Here is a 17409-nt window from a genome sequence, read left to right on the forward strand (position 1 = left end):
TTTGCGCCTCGCGCCCTGTGCGGCGCGGCCTCGCTGCTGCTTCAGTCGTTGTTGCCCGCCACGATGCCCATCACGGCCATGCGTACGGCGATGCCGAAGGTGACCTGGTTCAGGATCACCGACTGCGGGCCGTCGGCCACGGCGGAATCGATCTCGACGCCGCGGTTCATCGGGCCGGGGTGCATCACGATGGCGTCCGGCTTGGCCAGCGCCAGGCGTTCCGGGGTCAGGCCGTAGGCCTTGAAGTACTCCTGCGCCGAGGGCAGCAGCGCGCCGCTCATGCGTTCGTTCTGCAGCCGCAGCATGATCACCACGTCGACGCCCTTGAGGCCTGCCTCCATGTCGTGGAAGACCTTCACGCCCATCTGCTCCAGCCCCGAGGGCAGCAGTGTGCGCGGGCCGATGGCGCGCAGCTCGGGCACGCCAAGCGTGGTCAGCGCGTGGATGTCGGAGCGGGCCACGCGCGAATGGAGGATGTCGCCCACGATCGCCACCGTCAGCTGCGTGAAGTCCTTCTTGTAGTGACGGATGGTGTACATGTCGAGCAGCCCCTGCGTCGGGTGCGCATGGCGGCCGTCGCCCGCGTTGATCACGTGCACATGGGGCGCGACGTGCTCGGCGATCAGGTAGGGCGCACCCGAACTGGCGTGGCGCACCACGAACATGTCGGCGGACATCGCCGACAGGTTGTTGATGGTGTCCAGCAGCGATTCGCCCTTGCTGGTCGACGAAGCGTTGATGTTCAGGTTGAGCACGTCGGCCGACAGGCGCTTGGCGGCGATCTCGAAGGTCGTGCGGGTGCGCGTCGAGTTCTCGAAGAACAGGTTGAACACGCTCTTGCCCCGCAGCAGCGGCACCTTCTTGACCTCACGGTCGGAATCGGAGAGGGAGACGAACTGGCTGGCGGTGTCGAGGATGTGGGTGATCATCTCGCGCGACAGCCCCTCGATCGACAAGAGGTGCTTCAGTTCACCGTTCTTGGTCAGCTGCGGGTTGCGGAACATCTTGGTCATGGCGGGTCGGACCTGGGCAGGAATCGGGTCGGGTTCTTCTTCGGCGCACCGGCAGCGTGGGCCGGGCGCGGGGGGACATCAGCTGGCGGCAGCCTCGGTGGCGAAGGCGAAGCGCATGCCGGCGCCCTCGCCCTGGCGCGACAGCACCAGCGTGCGTTCGCGCGGCAGTTCCAGGCGCTCGGCCACGATGTCGGCGGCGATCGGCAGCTCGCGGCCGCCGCGGTCGACCAGCGCGGCCAGCACCACACGGGCCGGCCGGCCGTAGTCGAACAGTTCATTGACGGCCGCGCGGATGGTGCGGCCGGTCGCCAGCACGTCGTCGATCAGCAATACGTTGCGGTCCTGCACCTCGAACGGCAGCGTGGTTGGCTGGGCCTGGCTGTGCAGGCCCTTCTTGGCGTAGTCGTCGCGGTGGAAGGCGACATTGACCACGCCGTGGCCCGCCAGCCCGAGGTCGGCGGCGAGGCGCTCGGCGATCCAGGCGCCACCGGAGTGGATGCCGGCCACGCCCCATTGCGCGCGGGCCTCGGGGGCCGCGGGCAGCAGGGCCTGGACCTGGTCGCGCAGCGAACGATAGAGCACTTCGGCGTCGGGGGTGGAGGACTGGGTCATGGCGGGATGGTTGTCGGTATTCGGATCGGCGGGTCAGGCGCAGATTCGGCAGGCAGCGGCGCGCGACCGTCAGGCGCCGCCCCGGTCGGGCGGCATGTCAGGCCGCTCGCATGCCTCCGGCTGGTCGAAATATTGCTGCAGGATGATGCGGGCGGCCTCCGCGTCGAGGGCACCCGGACGCGCGCCGGCCATCTGCGCCAGGCGCGATGTGTAGCGTTCGTCGACCCAGCTCACCGGCAGCCCGAAGCGGCCGTTCAACTGGTTGCCGAAGCGGCGCGCCAGCCGCATCGACGGCTGCTCGCCGCCGTCGGGATTGAGCGGCATGCCCACCACCAGCTGGACCGGCGACCACTCCGCGATCAGTGCGGCGACGGCCGCAAAGCGGCCGTCCACGGTCAGGTTCGGGAGGATGGTCAGGGCGCGCGCCTCGCGCGTGACGAAATTCCCCAGGGCAACGCCGATCTTGCGCTCGCCGTAGTCGAAAGCCAGCACGGTACCGTCGCGGGGCCGGCCAAGGCCCGGCTGCTCAGGCATGCCCGGCCTCACCCGAGAGCATGGTCAGGTCGATGCCCAGCAGGCGGATGGCGGCGGCGAAGCGTTCCTCGGGAGGAATGCTGAAGATGATTTCGGGATCGGAGTGGACGGTCAGCCAGCCATTGCGGGACAACTCTTCCTCGAGTTGGCCGGCGCCCCAGCCGGAATAGCCCAGCGTCAGCAGGAAGCGCCTTGGCCCGTCGCCATTGGCGACAGCTTCCAGCACGTCCTTGGAGGTGGTCATTTCCAGGCCACCGGGCACGGTCAGCGAAGAGACATAGCGGCCGACCGGGTCGTGCAGCACGAAGCCACGCTCGGTCTGCACCGGCCCGCCGAAATAGACGGGCTGACTGGCGACCGGCTGGATCTCGAGCTTGAGGTCGATCTTGTCGAACAGCGTGCCCATGTCGATATCGATGGGCCGGTTGATCACCAGGCCCAGGGCGCCACGTTCGTTGTGCTCGCACACATAGACGACGGAACCCGCAAAGGTCGGATCGGCCATGCCTGGCATGGCAATCAGGAACTGATTGGTCAGATTGATCTGGGCTTCGGGCTTCGCCATGCCTTGCATTTTATCAAATCGCCGCGCTTGTTCTGTAAAACTTTGGCGTCAATGCCGCCGCGCGGCCGGGTTCGGTTCCGGGATGGGGTGGGTTGCGCAGGGGCGGGACGCGCCCTCAATCCTTGCGCGTCAACTGCGCGACTTCTTCGGCGTGCAGCCAGCGCCAGCCGCCCGGCGCCAGGCCGGGATCGAGGCTGACCGGCCCGACCGCGCTGCGGTGCAGGGCGGTCACGTGATTCCCGGCGGCCACCACCATGCGCTTGACCTGATGGTACTTACCCTGCACCAGCGTCAGGCGCATGCTGTGCTCGCCGGTGCCCATGCAGTCGGCCGCCGCCAGCGGCGCCGGTTCGTCATCGAGCTGCACGCCGCTGCGCAGCGCCTCGATCTGCGCCAGCGTCACCGGCTCGGCGGTGGTCACCTCGTAGACCTTGGGCACCTTGCGCTTGGGCGAGGTCTGGGCATGGATGAACTGGCCATCGTCGGACAGCAGCAACAGGCCGGTGGTGTCCTGGTCGAGCCGGCCCACGGCCTGCACGCCGCGCTCGCGCAAGGGCACCGGCAGCAGCGTGTAGACGCTGGGATGGTGCAGCGGCCGCTGCGAGCACTCGTAGCCAGCCGGCTTGTTCAGCATCAGGTAGGCCTTGACGTGGCAGATCCAGGCCTCGCCGTCCACCACCAGGCGCAGTCCCTCCGGCTCGAAGCGCGCGCGCGGGTCGTCGCAGGCCTCGCCGTCGACCTCGACCAGGCCGGCATAGACCAGGTCGCCGCAGTAGCGGCGCGTGCCGAAGCCTTGGGATTGGAGAATACGGTCGAGTGTCATCATGTCGTCATGCGGGAGCCATCGCCCCCAGGGAAAAGCCAACCGCGGCGCACCTCGGCGCCAACGGCACTATGGTAGGTTATCGGGCCCATCGCCGACAGCCTGGCGTCCTGAATCCCAAATTCGTTGACTCAGTCCGCCGATCAGTCGCGCGATGCGTTGTCACGAAACACTAGCTGCCACCGACCATGTCCACCACACGACAGCCCTATCGGATCGGCCGCCGCTTTGCGCGCGGCCTGGTCTGGTTTCGCCGTGACCTGCGCCTCGACGACCATGCGGCGCTGCATTATGCCCTCAAGCACTGCGCGCGGGTATGGTGCGTGTTCGTGCTCGACCGGGACATCCTCGATCCCCTGCTCGCCCGCGGCCTGCAGGCCGACCGGCGCGTGGCGTTCATCCTGGCCTCGCTGCGCGCGCTGGATGCCGCGCTGCGGGCCGCAGGCGGCGGCCTGATCGTGCGCCATGCGCGCGCGGCCGAGGCGCTGCCGGCACTGGCCCGCGAACTGGATGCCGAAGCGGTCTTCGCCAACCACGACTACGAACCTTCCGCCCGCGCGCGTGACGCGGCGGTCGCCGCGGCGCTGGCCGCGCAATCGCGCGCCCTCTTCCACTTCAAGGACCAGGTGGTATTCGAGGAGGACGAGATCCTGAACGGTCAGGGCAGGCCGTTCGGGGTCTTCACACCGTACAAGAACGCCTGGCTCAAGACCCTGCAGCCGTTCGACCTGCGGCCCTACCCGGTTGCGCCCTACCTGGGCGCGCTGGCGCCGGTGGACGGGCATGCCGGCCCGCTGCCATCGCTGGCAGCGCTGGGCTTCGCCCCGACCAACCTGGCCGCCCTGCCGCTGCCCCCCGGCAGTGAGGGGGCCCATGCCCTGTTCGACGACTTTCTCGCCCGCCTCGGCGACTACGGCCGCCGCCGCGACTTTCCCGCCCTGCGCGGCCCCAGCTACTTGTCGGTGCACCTGCGCTTCGGCACCATCTCCATCCGCACCCTGGCGCGCGCCGCACACGAGGCAGCGCTGCGCGGCGGCGCCGATGCCGACGGCGCCGCTGTGTGGCTGTCGGAACTGATCTGGCGCGAGTTCTACTTCATGATCCTGCACCACCATCCGCAGGTGGCGCAGGGCCGCAGCTTCCATCCGGCCTACGACGCCATCCGCTGGCTCGACGGCCCGCTCGCCGACGACTACTTCGCTGCCTGGCGCGATGGCCGCACCGGCTACCCGCTCGTCGATGCCGCCATGCTCCAGCTCGCGCAGAGTGGCTACATGCACAACCGCCTGCGCATGGTCAGCGCCAGCTTCCTGTGCAAGGACCTGGGAATCGACTGGCGGCGCGGCGAACAGCTGTTCGCCGACCGGCTCAATGACTTCGACCTGGCGGCCAACAACGGCGGCTGGCAATGGGCGTCGTCGAGCGGCTGCGATGCGCAGCCCTACTTCCGCATCTTCAACCCGGTCACGCAATCGCAGAAGTTCGACCCGCAGGGCCGCTTCATCCGCAAGTACCTGCCCCAGCTGGCGGCGCTGCCGGACAAGTACCTGCATGCACCGTGGACCGCGCCGGACGACGTGTTGGCCGCGGCGCGCGTGCGCCTGGGCGAGACCTATCCGCGCCCCATCGTGCAGCACGATGTCGCGCGCAGGCAGACGCTGGAGCGCTATGCGGTGGTCAAGGCCCGCGCGGCCGGCACCGGCGCGCAGGCATGAAGCGGATGGCGCTCAGGCCGCCAGCATCGCGCTTTCGCGGTAGTGGCGCTGCGCTTCCTCGAGCCGGTCGGTTTCTTCGAACAGACGCCCCAGCGCCAGATGGGAACGCACGCGCAGCCGCACCTGCTGCGCCGTATCGGCATATTTCAGCGCGCGCTCGAAGTTGGATTGCGCCTTGCCCCACAGTTGCTCGCCCAGGCACAGCACGCCCAGCGTGTAGTACAGGTCGGCGTCGGCCGGATGCTGGACCAGCCATTTCTCCGCCTGCTGGATCAGCGGCAGGGCCTGGCCAGGCGCCGCACACTCGGCGTAGCGCTGCACCAGGCGCGCATCCCAGTTCACCTTGAGCGCTTCCTCGACGATCTTGCGCGCCTCGTCCTGCTTGCCCAGCGCGGCGAAATAGCGCGCCGCCGGCTCGGCGATGCGCACCGCGCGGCGCTCGTCGGCCGACAGGGTACGCCAGAAGTCCTGCAGCGCCTCGGCATCCTGGCGCCGTTCCTCCAGCATCGCTTCGCAGGCCATCTGCTTGAGCCGCAGCGCCAGCACCGGGTGCAGGGCGTTGCGCTTCTCCAGAGCGCGCGCCAGGCGCAGCACTTCGGACCAGTTCTTCAGGTGCTGGTGGGCGCGCAGCGCGATGCGCTGCACGTGGATCTGCCGCCCGCCCTGGGCCTGCAGCTGCGCGATGGTCTCCAGCGCGCCCTCGGCATCGCGCGCGTCGACCAGCAGCTCGGCCATCGACACCAGCCGGGCCTGCTCGCGCTCCGGATCGGTGACCTGCTCCATCCACTTGTCGCGCCGCTCCGACTCCTGCATGCGGTGCGCCGCGCGCGCGCCGATCAGTGCCGCCGTCTGTGCCTGCGCGGGCCATGCCTGGGCTTCCCGTGCCGCGCGCTCGGCGCGGGCGAAGCGGCCCGCGAACAGGTTCTCGATGGCCTCGCGCAGCGCCGCCTGGGCGCCCGACATGCGCTTGCGCTCACGGTAGGCAGCGGCACGGCGCGGCATTTCCGAGAGGTGCCGCGCCGCCGAGAACAGCGTCCACAGCACGAAGAAGACCAGCAGCAGCAGTGCCAGCGCCAGATTCAGCGACAGCTCGACCCGGTACGGCGGGTAGAACAGCACCACATTGCTTTGGTTGAACTGCGTGAACAACGCCAGGCCGACCGCGCCGCCGAACAGCAGCGCCACCCAGAACAGAAGCCGCATGCGCTACTCCTTCTTGAGCGCGTGCAGCGCGCCGAGGCTGTCGGCCATGGTCGGCAGCTGTACCGTGACGGCGCCGGCCTGCGCCTGCTTGAGCAGGGTCTGCACACCCTGGACACGGCGCGCGTGGCCGTCGAAGTAGCGTGCGATCATGGCCTGCGCCGCCGCCAGGTCGTTGCGGAACACCGGTTCGTTGCGCGACAGCAGGGCCAGGCGCGCGTTGAGCAGGCGCAGCTTGACGTTCTCGCGCAGGAACCAGCCCTGGTCGCCGGACAGCAGCAGGGCCCCAGCGTCGTCCACGCGGCGCACCCGCACCACGCTGGCGAGTTCCTCGCGCAGGTCGCCCCACAGGCCGCCGAACCAGCCGGCGATCGCATGGCCGGCCTGCTGGGCCGGCGTCGCCGGGCCGCCCGGGCCGCCGTCCTTCGCTGCCTTGCGGGCAGCCTTGCGCGCGTCGGCTTCGCTGCGCTCGAGCATGCGCTCGCTCGACAGCAGCGGCAGCGCGTCGACCTGGTTGATGGCTTCGTCGAGCTTGATCGCGGCGCCGGTCAGGTCGGTATCGGGCACCGCCTTCATGCGGGCGATATCGCGCGCGAGGGCCCGGCGCAGCAGGTTGTACTGCGGCTTGTCGGTACGCGCCAGGCGCGCGTCGGCGCTCTGCAGCGCGGCCAGCGCGACCTGCACGTTGCCCGTGAACTGCAGTTGCTGACCGGCATTGGTCAGCAACTGCTGGATCTCAGCGATCTCCCAGTCGTCGCGGTTGCGCATCAGGTCCTGGTAGACCTGCTCGAGGGCGGCCTGCTTGTCACGCGTCTCGGCGACCTCGCCTTCCAACCCGCCCACCTTGCCCTGCAGGTCCTTGACGGTGTCCTGCGCATTGCGCGTCAGCACGCGCGACTCCTGCACCAGCGCGTCGTTGCTCTGCTGGCGTCGCGCCAGTTCCTGGGTCAGGTGGTCGATGCGCTGCTGAAGCCACCAGAAGCCGCCGCCGGTAGCCAGCAGCAGCACCACGAGCAGCAGCCACCAGGGATTGGCCCGGGAACTGCCGGCGGCCGGCGGCGCGGCCGCGGAGCCGGGAACGGAGGCGGTGGAGGACGGGTTGTCTTGCGTCACGCGTTCGACCTTGATGGAGGTTGCCGACAGCGGCTGCGCTGCCGGCGCGGGCTGGGGCGGGCCCGCATAGGATTCGGCCCACTGCCGGCAGGCGGCCAGCAGGCCGTCGTCCCCGGGCGCCGCGCGCAGCAGCCGTGCGAAGCCCAGTGCGCCGGCCTGTTCGGCAATTCTCGCATGCGGCGCGATGCACTGCACCTGGTGCAGGCAGGCAAGTTCCTGCGGCGACAGGTGCTGGCGCGCCAGGGCATCGAGGTTGCGCACCGCTTCCGAGCTGGTCAGCAGCCAGGCCTGCGGCGGCGCACCGGGACGCAGGCCGTCCCGCACCGCTTGCCATTGCAGGGGGCCGGGCTCGGGCACGGCCCGCCGGTAGGCTTCGACCGCTTGCACCTCGGCGCCGGCCTCGCGCAAGCGCTCGGCCAGCCAGTCGCGCCCGCCGTTGCCGCGCACAAGCAGCACCTCGCGCCCGGCCAGCGCCGCCAGGTCGAGCGCGCTGCCGAGCTGCGCCCACAGTGCCTCGGAATCGAAGCGCGGCGCGTCGGCGGCCTCGCCGCCCTGGGCCGCGTGCTCGCCCGGGACATTGTCGTCCGCGCCGCCGTCGGCGGCGCCCGCCGGCGCGATCACCTGCTCGCGCGGCGCGCCGATGCCACGCTGCGCCAGTGCCGCGACGCTGGCGGGCCCGACCACCGCGATGGGCACGCCCACCGGCCATTGCGGCACGGCCGCGCCCTGCACTTCGGCCAGCGCGTCCAGCGCATGGCTGATCGCGTTCGGACTGACGAAGACCACCAGCGCGAAGTCGGCCAGCCGGGCCAGTGCGGCGCGCAGCGGTGCCGGGTCGGCGGCCGGCCCGATCGCCAGCAGCGGGAAGCCCAGCACGTCCAGGCCCGCGGCCTGCAAGGCCTCGGTCAGGTGCCGGGACTGCCCGGCGGGTCGTGTCACGACGACGGTCGGGCGAGGCATGCGACGAACCTCAGGTGGGGGAATCGGAAGGGGCAGGGGCAGCGGCGGAACCGGCCGGGCCGGCCGGATCGGCCAGCGCGGCCAGGATGTCGCCGGCCCCCTGCGCCAGCAGTTCATCGCCCACGCCGGCGCCGAGGCGCTCGGCCTCCGCTGCGCTGGCGGCCGGACCGGCCGCGCTCGCCCGCAGGCAGCGCGTGCCGTCCGGCAGCGCGACGAAGGCATCGAGGCGCAGCTGCGTGCCGTCCCAGCGTGCATGGGCGGCCAGCGGCACCTGGCAGGAGCCGCCGAGCGCGCGAGAGACGGCCCGCTCGGCCGCCACCGCCAGGAACGTGGGGTTGTCGTTGAGCGGTGCCAGCCAGGCGGCCAGCCCGGGCCGGTCGGCGCGGATCTCGATGCCCAGCGCCCCCTGCCCGGCGGCGGGCAGCGACTCTTCCGGTGCCAGCAGCGCACGGATGCGTGCCCCCAGGCCGAGCCGCTTGAGGCCTGCCGCGGCCAGGATGATGGCGCCGTAGTCGCCGCGGTCCAGCTTGGCCAGGCGCGTGTCGAGATTGCCGCGCAGCGGCCGGATCTCCAGATGCGGGTAGCGCGCGCGCAGGGCCGCTTCGCGGCGCAGGCTGGAGGTGCCGACCACGGTGCCCGGCGGCATCTCTGCGAGCGAGGAGAAGCGCTCGCTGACCAGCGCGTCGCGCGGATCCTCGCGTGTCATCACCGCCGCCAGGGTGAAGCCCGCCGGCAGTTCCATCGGTACGTCCTTGAGCGAATGCACCGCCAGGTCGGCACGGCCCTCGGCCATCGCCACCTCCAGCTCCTTGACGAACAGGCCCTTGCCGCCGACCTTGGACAGAGTCCGGTCTAGAATCTGGTCGCCGCGCGTGGTCATGCCCAGAATGGACACATCGCACGCGGGGTAGTATTGTTGCAACGCAGCACGCACATGTTCGGCCTGCCAGAGTGCCAGACGGCTTTCACGGGAGGCGATCACGAGCTTGCGCGGCACAGCAGTTGCGGTATCGGTGGTAGACGGCGGGGTGGCGGATGCATGCATCCGGCAATGGTAGCACGCACCCCCTGCGCCACCCGGCGCCGACAGATCACAGAAGACCACGAGGAGATTGCATGACGCAGCCCGCTGCGCGCCCCGCCGGCCGAGGAGCCGCCTCGGCCGCCCGTAGCCCCGCCCCCGCTTCCGGCCAACCCGCCGACCCCCAGGAATCCAAACCCTCCCCGCGCCGCAGGACAGCGAAATCCGCCAAGGCAAGCGGCACGGCGTCCACCGCCAAGGTGACCGGTAAGACACCCGCCGCCAATGCGGCGTCGATCGGCAAGGCTGCCGGCGCGACCCGTGCCGCAGTGGAAGGCACCACCGGCTCCGCTGCGCGCCGCAGCGCCGACAAGGACCTGCCGCTGCGCGAGGACATCCGCTTCCTCGGCCGCCTGCTCGGCGACTGCCTGCGCGAGCAGGAAGGCGAGGCGGCCTTCGACGTGGTCGAAACCATCCGCCAGACCGCGGTGCGCTTCCGCCGCGAGAACGACCGCGCCGCGGGTGCCGAACTCGACCGCCTGCTCAAGCGGCTGTCGCGCGACCAGACCAACTCGGTGGTGCGCGCCTTCAGCTACTTCTCGCACCTGGCCAATATCGCCGAGGACCAGCACCACAATCGCCGCCGCCGCGTGCACGCGCTGGCCGGCTCGCCACCGCAGCCGGGCAGCCTGGAGCGCGCGCTGGCCGATATCGATGCCGCCGGAGTGACCGGGAAGGCACTGCGCAAGTTCTTCGACGAGGCACTGATCGTGCCGGTGCTGACCGCCCACCCGACCGAGGTGCAGCGCAAGAGCATCCTCGACGCCGAACGCGAGATCGCCCGCCTGCTGGCCGAGCGCGACCTGCCCATGACCGCGCGTGAGCGCGAACAGAACACGGCGCGCCTGCGCGCCTGCGTGACCACGCTGTGGCAGACCCGCATGCTGCGCAACACGCGCCTGATGGTGGTCGACGAGATCGAGAACGCGCTGTCGTACTACCGCACGACCTTCCTGCGCGGCATCCCGCAACTCGTCAGCGAGCTGGAGGACGATATCGCCAAGGCCTTCCCGGCCGCCCGCAAGGGCCAGGGCAATGTCCCCGCGCGGCGGCTGCCGCCCTTCTTCCAGATGGGCACGTGGATCGGCGGCGACCGCGACGGCAATCCCAACGTCACCGCCGAGACGCTGAATTACGCGGCGCGGCAGCAGTCGATGCTGATCCTGGAGTGGTATCTCGACGAGCTGCACGCGCTGGGCGCCGAACTGTCGATGTCGAGCCTGATGGTGGAGGCCAGCCCCGCCTTGCTGGCCCTGGCCGAAGCCTCGCCCGACCGCTCCGAACACCGCGCCGACGAGCCCTACCGCCGCGCGCTGATCGGCATCTACGCGCGCCTTGCCGCCACCAGCCAGGCCCTGACAGGCCACGCCGCGCCGCGCCACCCGGTGGCCGACGCCGAACCATACGCCAATGCCGAGGCGCTGGCCGCCGACGTGCAGGTGGTGATCGATTCGCTGCGCGCCCACCACGGCGAGGCACTGGCGCGCACCCGCATCGACGCGCTGGCGCGCGCCATCGACATCTTCGGCTTCCATCTGGCCTCGATCGACATGCGCCAGGTCTCCGACGTGCACGAGGCGGTGGTTGCCGAGCTGTTCGCCACCGCCGGGGTGGAGGCCGATTACGCCGCCCTGCCCGAGGCGCGCAAGCTCGAGCTGCTGCTCGCCGAACTGCGCCAGCCGCGCCTGCTGACCCTGCCCTGGCACGCTTATTCCGAGCAGACCCGCAACGAGCTGGCCATCTTCGCCAAGGCGCGCGAACTGCGTGCCCGCTACGGCAAGCGCGTGGCGCGCAACTACATCATCTCGCACACCGAGACGCTGTCCGACCTGATCGAGGTGATGCTGCTGCAGAAGGAAACCGGCCTGCTGACCGGCGCACTGGGCGACCGGCGCGACCCGGCGCGCATGGAACTGATGGTGATCCCCCTGTTCGAGACCATCGAGGACTTGCGCAATGCCGCCGGCATCATGCAGTCGCTGCTGGACCTGCCGGGCTTCGCCTCGGTGCTGGCCCACCACGGCGGCGAGCAGGAAGTGATGCTGGGCTATTCGGATTCCAACAAGGACGGCGGCTTCCTCACCTCGAACTGGGAGCTCTACCAGGCCGAGCTGGCCCTGGTCCAGCTGTTCGAGGCGCGCAAGGTCAAGCTGCGCCTGTTCCACGGCCGCGGCGGCACCGTCGGACGCGGCGGTGGCCCGACCTACCAGGCCATCCTGTCGCAGCCGCCAGGCACGGTCAACGGCCAGATCCGCCTGACCGAGCAGGGCGAGATCATCAACAGCAAGTTCGCCAACGCCGAGATCGGCCGGCGCAACCTGGAGACGGTGATCGCCGCCACGCTGGAGGCCTCGCTGCTGCCGACACAGAACGCTCCCAAGGACCTGGCCGCCTTCGAGGCGGCAATGCAGCAGTTGTCCGACCACGCCTTCCGCGCCTACCGCGACCTGGTCTACGAGACGCCGGGCTTCAAGGACTACTTCTTCTCCACCACGCCGATCACCGAGATCGCCGACCTGAACCTGGGTTCGCGGCCGGCTTCGCGCAAGCTGATGGACAAGAAAGGCCGCCGCATCGAAGACCTGCGCGCCATTCCCTGGGGCTTCTCCTGGGGCCAGTGCCGCCTGCTGCTGCCTGGCTGGTACGGCTTCGGCAGCGCGGTCAAGGCCATGCTCGACGGCTGCGCCGACGAGCGCGCCCACAAGGCTGCGCTGGGTACCCTGCGGCGCATGGTCAAGCAATGGCCGTTCTTCTCCACGCTGCTGTCCAATATGGACATGGTGCTGTCCAAGACGGACCTGGCGGTGGCCTCGCGCTACGCCCAGCTGTGCGATGACGCGGCGCTGCGCAAGAAGGTGTTCTCGCGCATCAGCGCCGAATGGCACCTGACCTGCGAGATGCTGGCGCTGATCACGGGCCGCCAGGAACGGCTGGCGGAGAACCCGCTGCTGGCGCGCTCGATCAAGAACCGCTTCGCCTACCTCGATCCGCTGAACCACCTGCAGGTCGAGCTGCTCAAGCGCTTCCGCTCGGGCAAGGACGGCGACGATATCCGCGTCCGGCGCGGCATCCACCTGACCATCAACGGCGTCGCGGCCGGCCTGCGCAACACAGGCTGACGCAAGATCCCCGGCCCGCCCCCGCCCCGGCAAGGAAGCGGGCCGGGGGCGCCGGGCCCTGCCCCATGCGCCTTGCAGCCCCCCCGGCGGCGGGCGCGCCCTCAATCCACGAAAGCTCCTGGCACCGGGTCCTCGCCCAGCGCGGACAGCAGGATGGCCCGGTGCATGGCTTCGTCGCCCAGGATGCTGCCGGCCGCCTTGGCCAGGTGCCGGCTGTGGAAGCTGGGCAGCACCCCCAGCTAGGCCGCGGTCGCGCCTTTTTCCAGCCGGCGGCAAAGCGCAGCACATCGGCCGGCGTCTTGAGCTGCGAACGCCCGTGCCGGGGAAACCGTGGTGAGGCGCCTGGAGCACCTTCCCTGGATCCCGCGCGGGCCCTGCAGCTCTGGGCGCTGCCGGCCCTGGAGCGCCCGCCCGCGCTGGCCGTCAGCATCGAGCCGCCGGCAGGCTCGCCCAGCCCCGATGATCCGAGCGGCCCGATCGTCTTCCAGGGCCAGGTGATCGACAGCGCGCTCTGAGCGCGCGCGGCTGGCCTTCGCTGCATCTCCTTTCTCCGGCAGGCGCGATGGCGGCCGGCCACGGCGATATAATCGCGCTTTCCGCAATTTCCGCCGCCTGCCGGGCTTCGTGCCGGCGCCGCGGCGACATTCCGCACCGACCGCCCATGACCTCCCAACTTGCCAAGAAAGGCGAAGCCTGGTCCGCCCGCTTCTCCGAACCGATGTCCGACCTGGTGAAGCGCTACACCGCCTCGGTGTTCTTCGACAAGCGCCTGGCGCTGTTCGACATCCAGGGCTCGCTCGCGCACGCGGCCATGCTGGCCAGGCAGGGGATCATCGCCGAGGCGGACCGCGCCGCCATCGAGCGCGGCATGACGCAGATCCGCGGCGAGATCGAGGCGGGCAGCTTCGAGTGGAAGCTGGACCTGGAGGACGTGCACCTGAACATCGAGGCACGCCTGACCGCACTGGTCGGCGACGCCGGCAAGCGCCTGCACACCGGCCGCTCGCGCAACGACCAGGTGGCGACCGATATCCGCCTGTGGCTGCGCAGCGAGATCGACACCATCATCGGCCTGCTGGGCGCGCTGCGCGGCGCGCTGCTGGACCTGGCCGAGAAGAACGCCGATACCATCCTGCCGGGCTTCACCCATCTGCAGGTGGCCCAGCCCGTGACCTTCGGCCACCACCTGCTGGCCTACGTGGAAATGTTCACGCGCGACGCCGAGCGCATGGCCGACTGCCGCCGTCGCGTCAATCGCCTGCCGCTGGGCGCGGCCGCGCTGGCCGGCACCAGCTACCCGATCGACCGCGAGTTCGTCGCGCAGCAGCTCGGCTTCGAGGGCGTGTGCCGCAACTCGCTGGACGCCGTCTCGGATCGCGACTTCGCCATCGAGTTCTGCGCCGCCGCCGCGCTGGTGATGACCCACGTGTCGCGCTTCTCGGAGGAACTGGTGCTGTGGATGAGCCCGCGCGTCGGCTTCATCGACATCGCCGACCGCTTCTGCACCGGCAGCTCGATCATGCCGCAGAAGAAGAACCCGGACGTGCCCGAGCTGGCGCGCGGCAAGACCGGCCGCGTCAACGGCCACCTGATCGGCCTGCTGACCCTGATGAAGGGCCAGCCGCTGGCCTACAACAAGGACAACCAGGAAGACAAGGAGCCGCTGTTCGACACGGTCGACACCGTGGTCGATACGCTGCGCATCTTCGCCGACATGGTGCCTGGCATCACGGTCAAGCCCGAAGCCATGCGCGCCGCCGCGCTGCAAGGCTACGCCACCGCCACCGACCTGGCCGACTACCTGGTCAAGCGCGGCCTGCCCTTCCGCGATGCCCACGAAGCCGTGGCGCACGCGGTGCGCGCCTGCGACGGGCGCGGCTGTGACCTGGCCGACCTGAGCGTGGCCGAGCTGCGCGAAGTCTCCGGCCTGGGCGACAAGGCCGCGCTGATCGGCGACGACGTGCACGCCGTGCTGACGCTGGAAGGCTCGGTCGCCGCGCGCGACCACATCGGCGGCACCGCCCCCGCCCAGGTGCGCGCGGCCATCGCCGCGGCGCGCGCCGCCCTGCAGTAAGGCCGCGCGGCCGGGCCGGGCCCGGCCATGCCGCCCCGGCCCGCGGGCTGGATGGCGGGGGCAATTCAGCCGGCCCGCGTAGGTTTCACATAAGTTCTCTGCAAGAAAAAAGCCGCCGAGGCAATCGCCCGGCGGCTTTTTTCTTGCGCGCAATTCTTGCGCATTGCGGTAGGTATTAGCCCCAAGCGCCGATAGATTTTGTTACAGATAAACTAATCGGCGCAAAAAAACCCCGGGGAGACAACCCATGCAATACTTGCTTGGTCTGTCACGACAGATCGACAGGTTAAACCAGCACACGGGCAGGCTTGCAAACATCATGATCCTGCTGTCGTGCCTGGTAAGCGCCGGCAACGCCCTGCTGCGCTACGGCTTCAACCTCAGTGACAACTGGCCGCTCGAGCTGCAGTGGTATATGTTCGCCGTGGCCGTGATGTTCGGTGCCGCCTATACCTTCCAGCGCAATGAACACGTACGCGTGGACCTGATCTACGGCAACGTTTCGGAGCGCGCCCAGCACTGGATCGACATCTTCGGCATCCTGGTCTTCCTGCTGCCGTCCTGCGTCCTCTTCGCCTGGCTTTCCTGGGAATCGCTGTTCCTGCCCTCGTGGCGCATCCTCGAGCAATCGGGCAATTCCGGCGGCCTGCCGCGCTACCCGATCAAGCTGGTGGTGCCCGTCGGCTTCGCCCTGCTTGCGCTGCAGGGCGTGTCCGAGCTGATCAAGCGCGTCGCCGCCCTCAAGGGCCTGGTGCGCATCGAATCGAAATACGAGAGGCCGGTGCAATGATTCCCGTCGAGTATATGCCGCCGCTGATGTTCGGCGGCCTGGTGGTATTCATGCTCATCGGCTTCCCGGTGGCATTTTCGCTGTCGGCGGTGGGCCTGGCCTTCGGCTTCCTCGCCATCGAATGGGGCTATTTTCCCGTCAGCTTCCTGCAGGCAGTGCCGAGCCGGGTGTTCGGCAGCGTGCTGGCCAACGAACTGCTGCTGGCCATTCCCTTCTTCACCTTCATGGGAGCCATCCTGGAGAAGTGCGGGCTGGCCGAGGACATGCTGGACTCGATGGGCCAGCTGTTCGGCCCCGTGCGCGGCGGCCTGGGCTACTCCGTGATCATCGTCGGCTTCATCCTGGGCGCGATCACCGGCACGGTGGCCGCGCAGGTGATCGCCATGGCGATGATCTCGCTGCCGGTAATGATGCGCTACCGCTACAACATGAAGTACGCCACCGGCGTGCTGGCGGCCTCGGGCACCATCACCCAGCTGGTGCCGCCGTCGCTGGTGCTGGTGGTGCTGGCCGACCAGCTCAAGACCCCCGCCGGCAGCGCCGACGTGGGCAGCATGTACCTGGGCGCCTGGGGCCCCTCGGTGGTGCAGATCGCGCTGTTCGCCCTCTACACCTTCGTGCTGGCCCGCATCAAGCCCGACTGGCTGCCGCCAGTCCCGCCCGAGGCGCGCACGCTGCAAGGCTGGGCCCTGTGGAAGAAGTGCCTGCGCGGCATCATTCCCTGCGCCGTGCTGATCTTCCTGGTGCTGGGCACCATCATGCTGGGCATCGCCACCCCGACCGAGTCGGGTGCCATGGGCGCGGTCGGCGCCCTGGTGCTGGCCGTGCTCCGCGACAAGGGCTTCAACCGCATCGACCGCAACATCTATCGCCTCGGCCTGGCCGCGACCGGCATCACCGTGATCGCCGGCATCGTCGCCTTCGGCTCGCACGCCTTCCGCATCCCGCTGGCGCTGGTCTACCTGGTGATCGTCTGGCTGCTGCTGCGTGCGGGCCAGCTGAGCGAACTGCGCGGACTGATCGTCGAAGCCTACCAGTCGACCTCCCGCATCACCGCCATGGTGGTCTTCATCCTGATCGGCTCCACCTGCTTCTCGGTGGTGTTCCAGGGCGTCGACGGCGGCGCCTGGGTCGAGCACCTGTTCAGCTCGCTGCCCGGCGGCTGGATCGGCTTCCTGATCGTCGTCAACCTGTTCATCTTCTTCCTGGCCTTCTTCCTCGACTTCTTCGAGATCGCCTTCATCGTGGTCCCGATGCTGGCGCCGGTGGCGGTCAAGGTGCTGGCACCGGTGGTAGCCGACTCGATGGGCGGCAACCCGGAAGCAGCGGCCACCGCCGCGCTGGTGTGGTTCGGCGTGATGCTGTGCGTGAACATGCAGACGTCCTTCATGCATCCGCCGTTCGGCTTCGCGCTGTTCTACCTGCGCGGCATCGCCCCCAAGGAGGTCAAGAGTTCGGACATCTACTGGGGCGCCCTGCCCTGGGTGGTGCTGCAGCTGGTGATGGTGCTGCTGGTGATGTTCTGGCCCGGCATGGTGACGGGCCTGCTCGACAAGGGTTCGCTGCACCATAGCAATTCGGCGGAGGTCAGTATTCCGTTGGGCAATGACGCGGACAAGGGCGGCGGCTCGGGGGCGGCGTCTGCACCGGGCTCGCTCGAGTTGCCTGCGGCGCCGACGCAGGAGGAACCGGCTGCGCCGCAGTTCGATTTCGAGAAGAAGAAATGACGGTGCGGGTGTCGCCGGGTTGCAGCGATGCCGGGGATTTGAGCTGTTGAGGAAAATGCCGCCCGGTTTGGACTGGGCGGCAT

Annotated in this window: 14 protein-coding genes and 1 pseudogene; 6 read left to right on the plus strand and 9 right to left on the minus strand. The window is 69.5% G+C overall.

Translation table 11 applies throughout. The features are described 5' to 3' along the window. Positions 1-41: 41 nt before the first annotated feature. The 5 genes from BKK81_RS16090 to BKK81_RS16110 form a co-directional block, all read right to left on the minus strand. A complete protein-coding gene (locus BKK81_RS16090; RefSeq protein ID WP_071014937.1) occupies positions 42-1013 on the minus strand; it encodes an aspartate carbamoyltransferase catalytic subunit in 972 nt (323 codons plus the stop codon). A 78-nt stretch (positions 1014-1091) separates the two neighbouring features. Beyond that, the gene (gene pyrR, locus BKK81_RS16095) at positions 1092-1625 is read right to left on the minus strand and encodes a bifunctional pyr operon transcriptional regulator/uracil phosphoribosyltransferase PyrR (RefSeq protein ID WP_071014940.1); all 534 of its coding nucleotides are present in this window, start codon (positions 1623-1625) and stop codon (positions 1092-1094) included. Between the two features lie 69 nt (positions 1626-1694). Beyond that, positions 1695-2159, minus strand: coding sequence for a Holliday junction resolvase RuvX (gene ruvX / locus BKK81_RS16100; protein WP_071014942.1), 465 nt, complete (start codon positions 2157-2159; stop codon positions 1695-1697). Then, on the minus strand, positions 2152-2724 hold the full coding sequence (locus tag BKK81_RS16105; RefSeq protein WP_071016544.1) for a YqgE/AlgH family protein: 573 nt from the start codon (positions 2722-2724) through the stop codon (positions 2152-2154). The genes ruvX and BKK81_RS16105 overlap by 8 nt, the downstream gene beginning before the upstream one ends. Positions 2725-2839: 115 nt before the next feature. Beyond that, entirely contained in the window at positions 2840-3547 is a 708-nt protein-coding gene (locus BKK81_RS16110; RefSeq protein ID WP_071016546.1) for a 16S rRNA pseudouridine(516) synthase, read from the minus strand. A gap of 188 nt (positions 3548-3735) precedes the next feature. On the opposite strand from BKK81_RS16110, the gene BKK81_RS16115 reads away from it, so the two are divergent. Next, positions 3736-5262, plus strand: coding sequence for a cryptochrome/photolyase family protein (locus BKK81_RS16115; RefSeq protein ID WP_071014945.1), 1527 nt, complete (start codon positions 3736-3738; stop codon positions 5260-5262). A gap of 12 nt (positions 5263-5274) precedes the next feature. Here BKK81_RS16115 and BKK81_RS16120 read toward each other — a convergent pair whose 3' ends face one another. Genes BKK81_RS16120 through hemC form a run of 3 tightly spaced genes read right to left on the minus strand, consistent with a single transcriptional unit; the run spans position 5275 to position 9580 of the window. After that, positions 5275-6465: a heme biosynthesis HemY N-terminal domain-containing protein gene (locus tag BKK81_RS16120; protein ID WP_071014948.1), complete on the minus strand. Its 1191-nt coding sequence runs from the start codon at positions 6463-6465 to the stop codon at positions 5275-5277. A gap of 3 nt (positions 6466-6468) precedes the next feature. Further along, the gene (gene hemDX / locus BKK81_RS16125; RefSeq protein ID WP_071014950.1) at positions 6469-8535 is read right to left on the minus strand and encodes a fused uroporphyrinogen-III synthase HemD/membrane protein HemX; all 2067 of its coding nucleotides are present in this window, start codon (positions 8533-8535) and stop codon (positions 6469-6471) included. A 10-nt stretch (positions 8536-8545) separates the two neighbouring features. After that, positions 8546-9580: a hydroxymethylbilane synthase gene (hemC, locus tag BKK81_RS16130; RefSeq protein WP_071014953.1), complete on the minus strand. Its 1035-nt coding sequence runs from the start codon at positions 9578-9580 to the stop codon at positions 8546-8548. A 71-nt stretch (positions 9581-9651) separates the two neighbouring features. On the opposite strand from hemC, the gene ppc reads away from it, so the two are divergent. Further along, complete coding sequence (gene ppc, locus BKK81_RS16135; RefSeq protein WP_071014956.1) at positions 9652-12735, plus strand: phosphoenolpyruvate carboxylase; 3084 nt, start codon at positions 9652-9654, stop codon at positions 12733-12735. Between the two features lie 101 nt (positions 12736-12836). Here the strand turns inward: ppc and BKK81_RS34355 are convergent. Beyond that, positions 12837-13045: pseudogene (locus tag BKK81_RS34355) on the minus strand (ferritin-like domain-containing protein); the annotation flags it as partial. Here BKK81_RS34355 and BKK81_RS35455 point away from each other — a divergent pair. The 4 genes from BKK81_RS35455 (at position 13035) to BKK81_RS16155 (ending at position 17326) form a co-directional block, all read left to right on the plus strand. Beyond that, positions 13035-13250 (plus strand): hypothetical protein, encoded by a 216-nt coding sequence (locus BKK81_RS35455; protein ID WP_071014959.1) that lies wholly within the window; start codon positions 13035-13037, stop codon positions 13248-13250. The pseudogene BKK81_RS34355 and the gene BKK81_RS35455 overlap by 11 nt on opposite strands. Before the next feature lie 146 nt (positions 13251-13396). Then, positions 13397-14809, plus strand: coding sequence for an argininosuccinate lyase (gene argH, locus BKK81_RS16145; protein ID WP_071014962.1), 1413 nt, complete (start codon positions 13397-13399; stop codon positions 14807-14809). A gap of 247 nt (positions 14810-15056) precedes the next feature. Then, positions 15057-15599, plus strand: a complete 543-nt coding sequence (locus BKK81_RS16150; protein ID WP_071014964.1) for a TRAP transporter small permease subunit — start codon at positions 15057-15059, stop codon at positions 15597-15599. Beyond that, the gene (locus BKK81_RS16155) at positions 15596-17326 is read left to right on the plus strand and encodes a TRAP transporter large permease (RefSeq protein WP_071014967.1); all 1731 of its coding nucleotides are present in this window, start codon (positions 15596-15598) and stop codon (positions 17324-17326) included. Before BKK81_RS16150 ends, BKK81_RS16155 begins: the two co-directional genes overlap by 4 nt. Positions 17327-17409: the final 83 nt, after the last annotated feature.

Origin of the sequence: Cupriavidus sp. USMAHM13 (assembly GCF_001854285.1) — a bacterium.
Lineage (GTDB): Bacteria > Pseudomonadota > Gammaproteobacteria > Burkholderiales > Burkholderiaceae > Cupriavidus > Cupriavidus malaysiensis.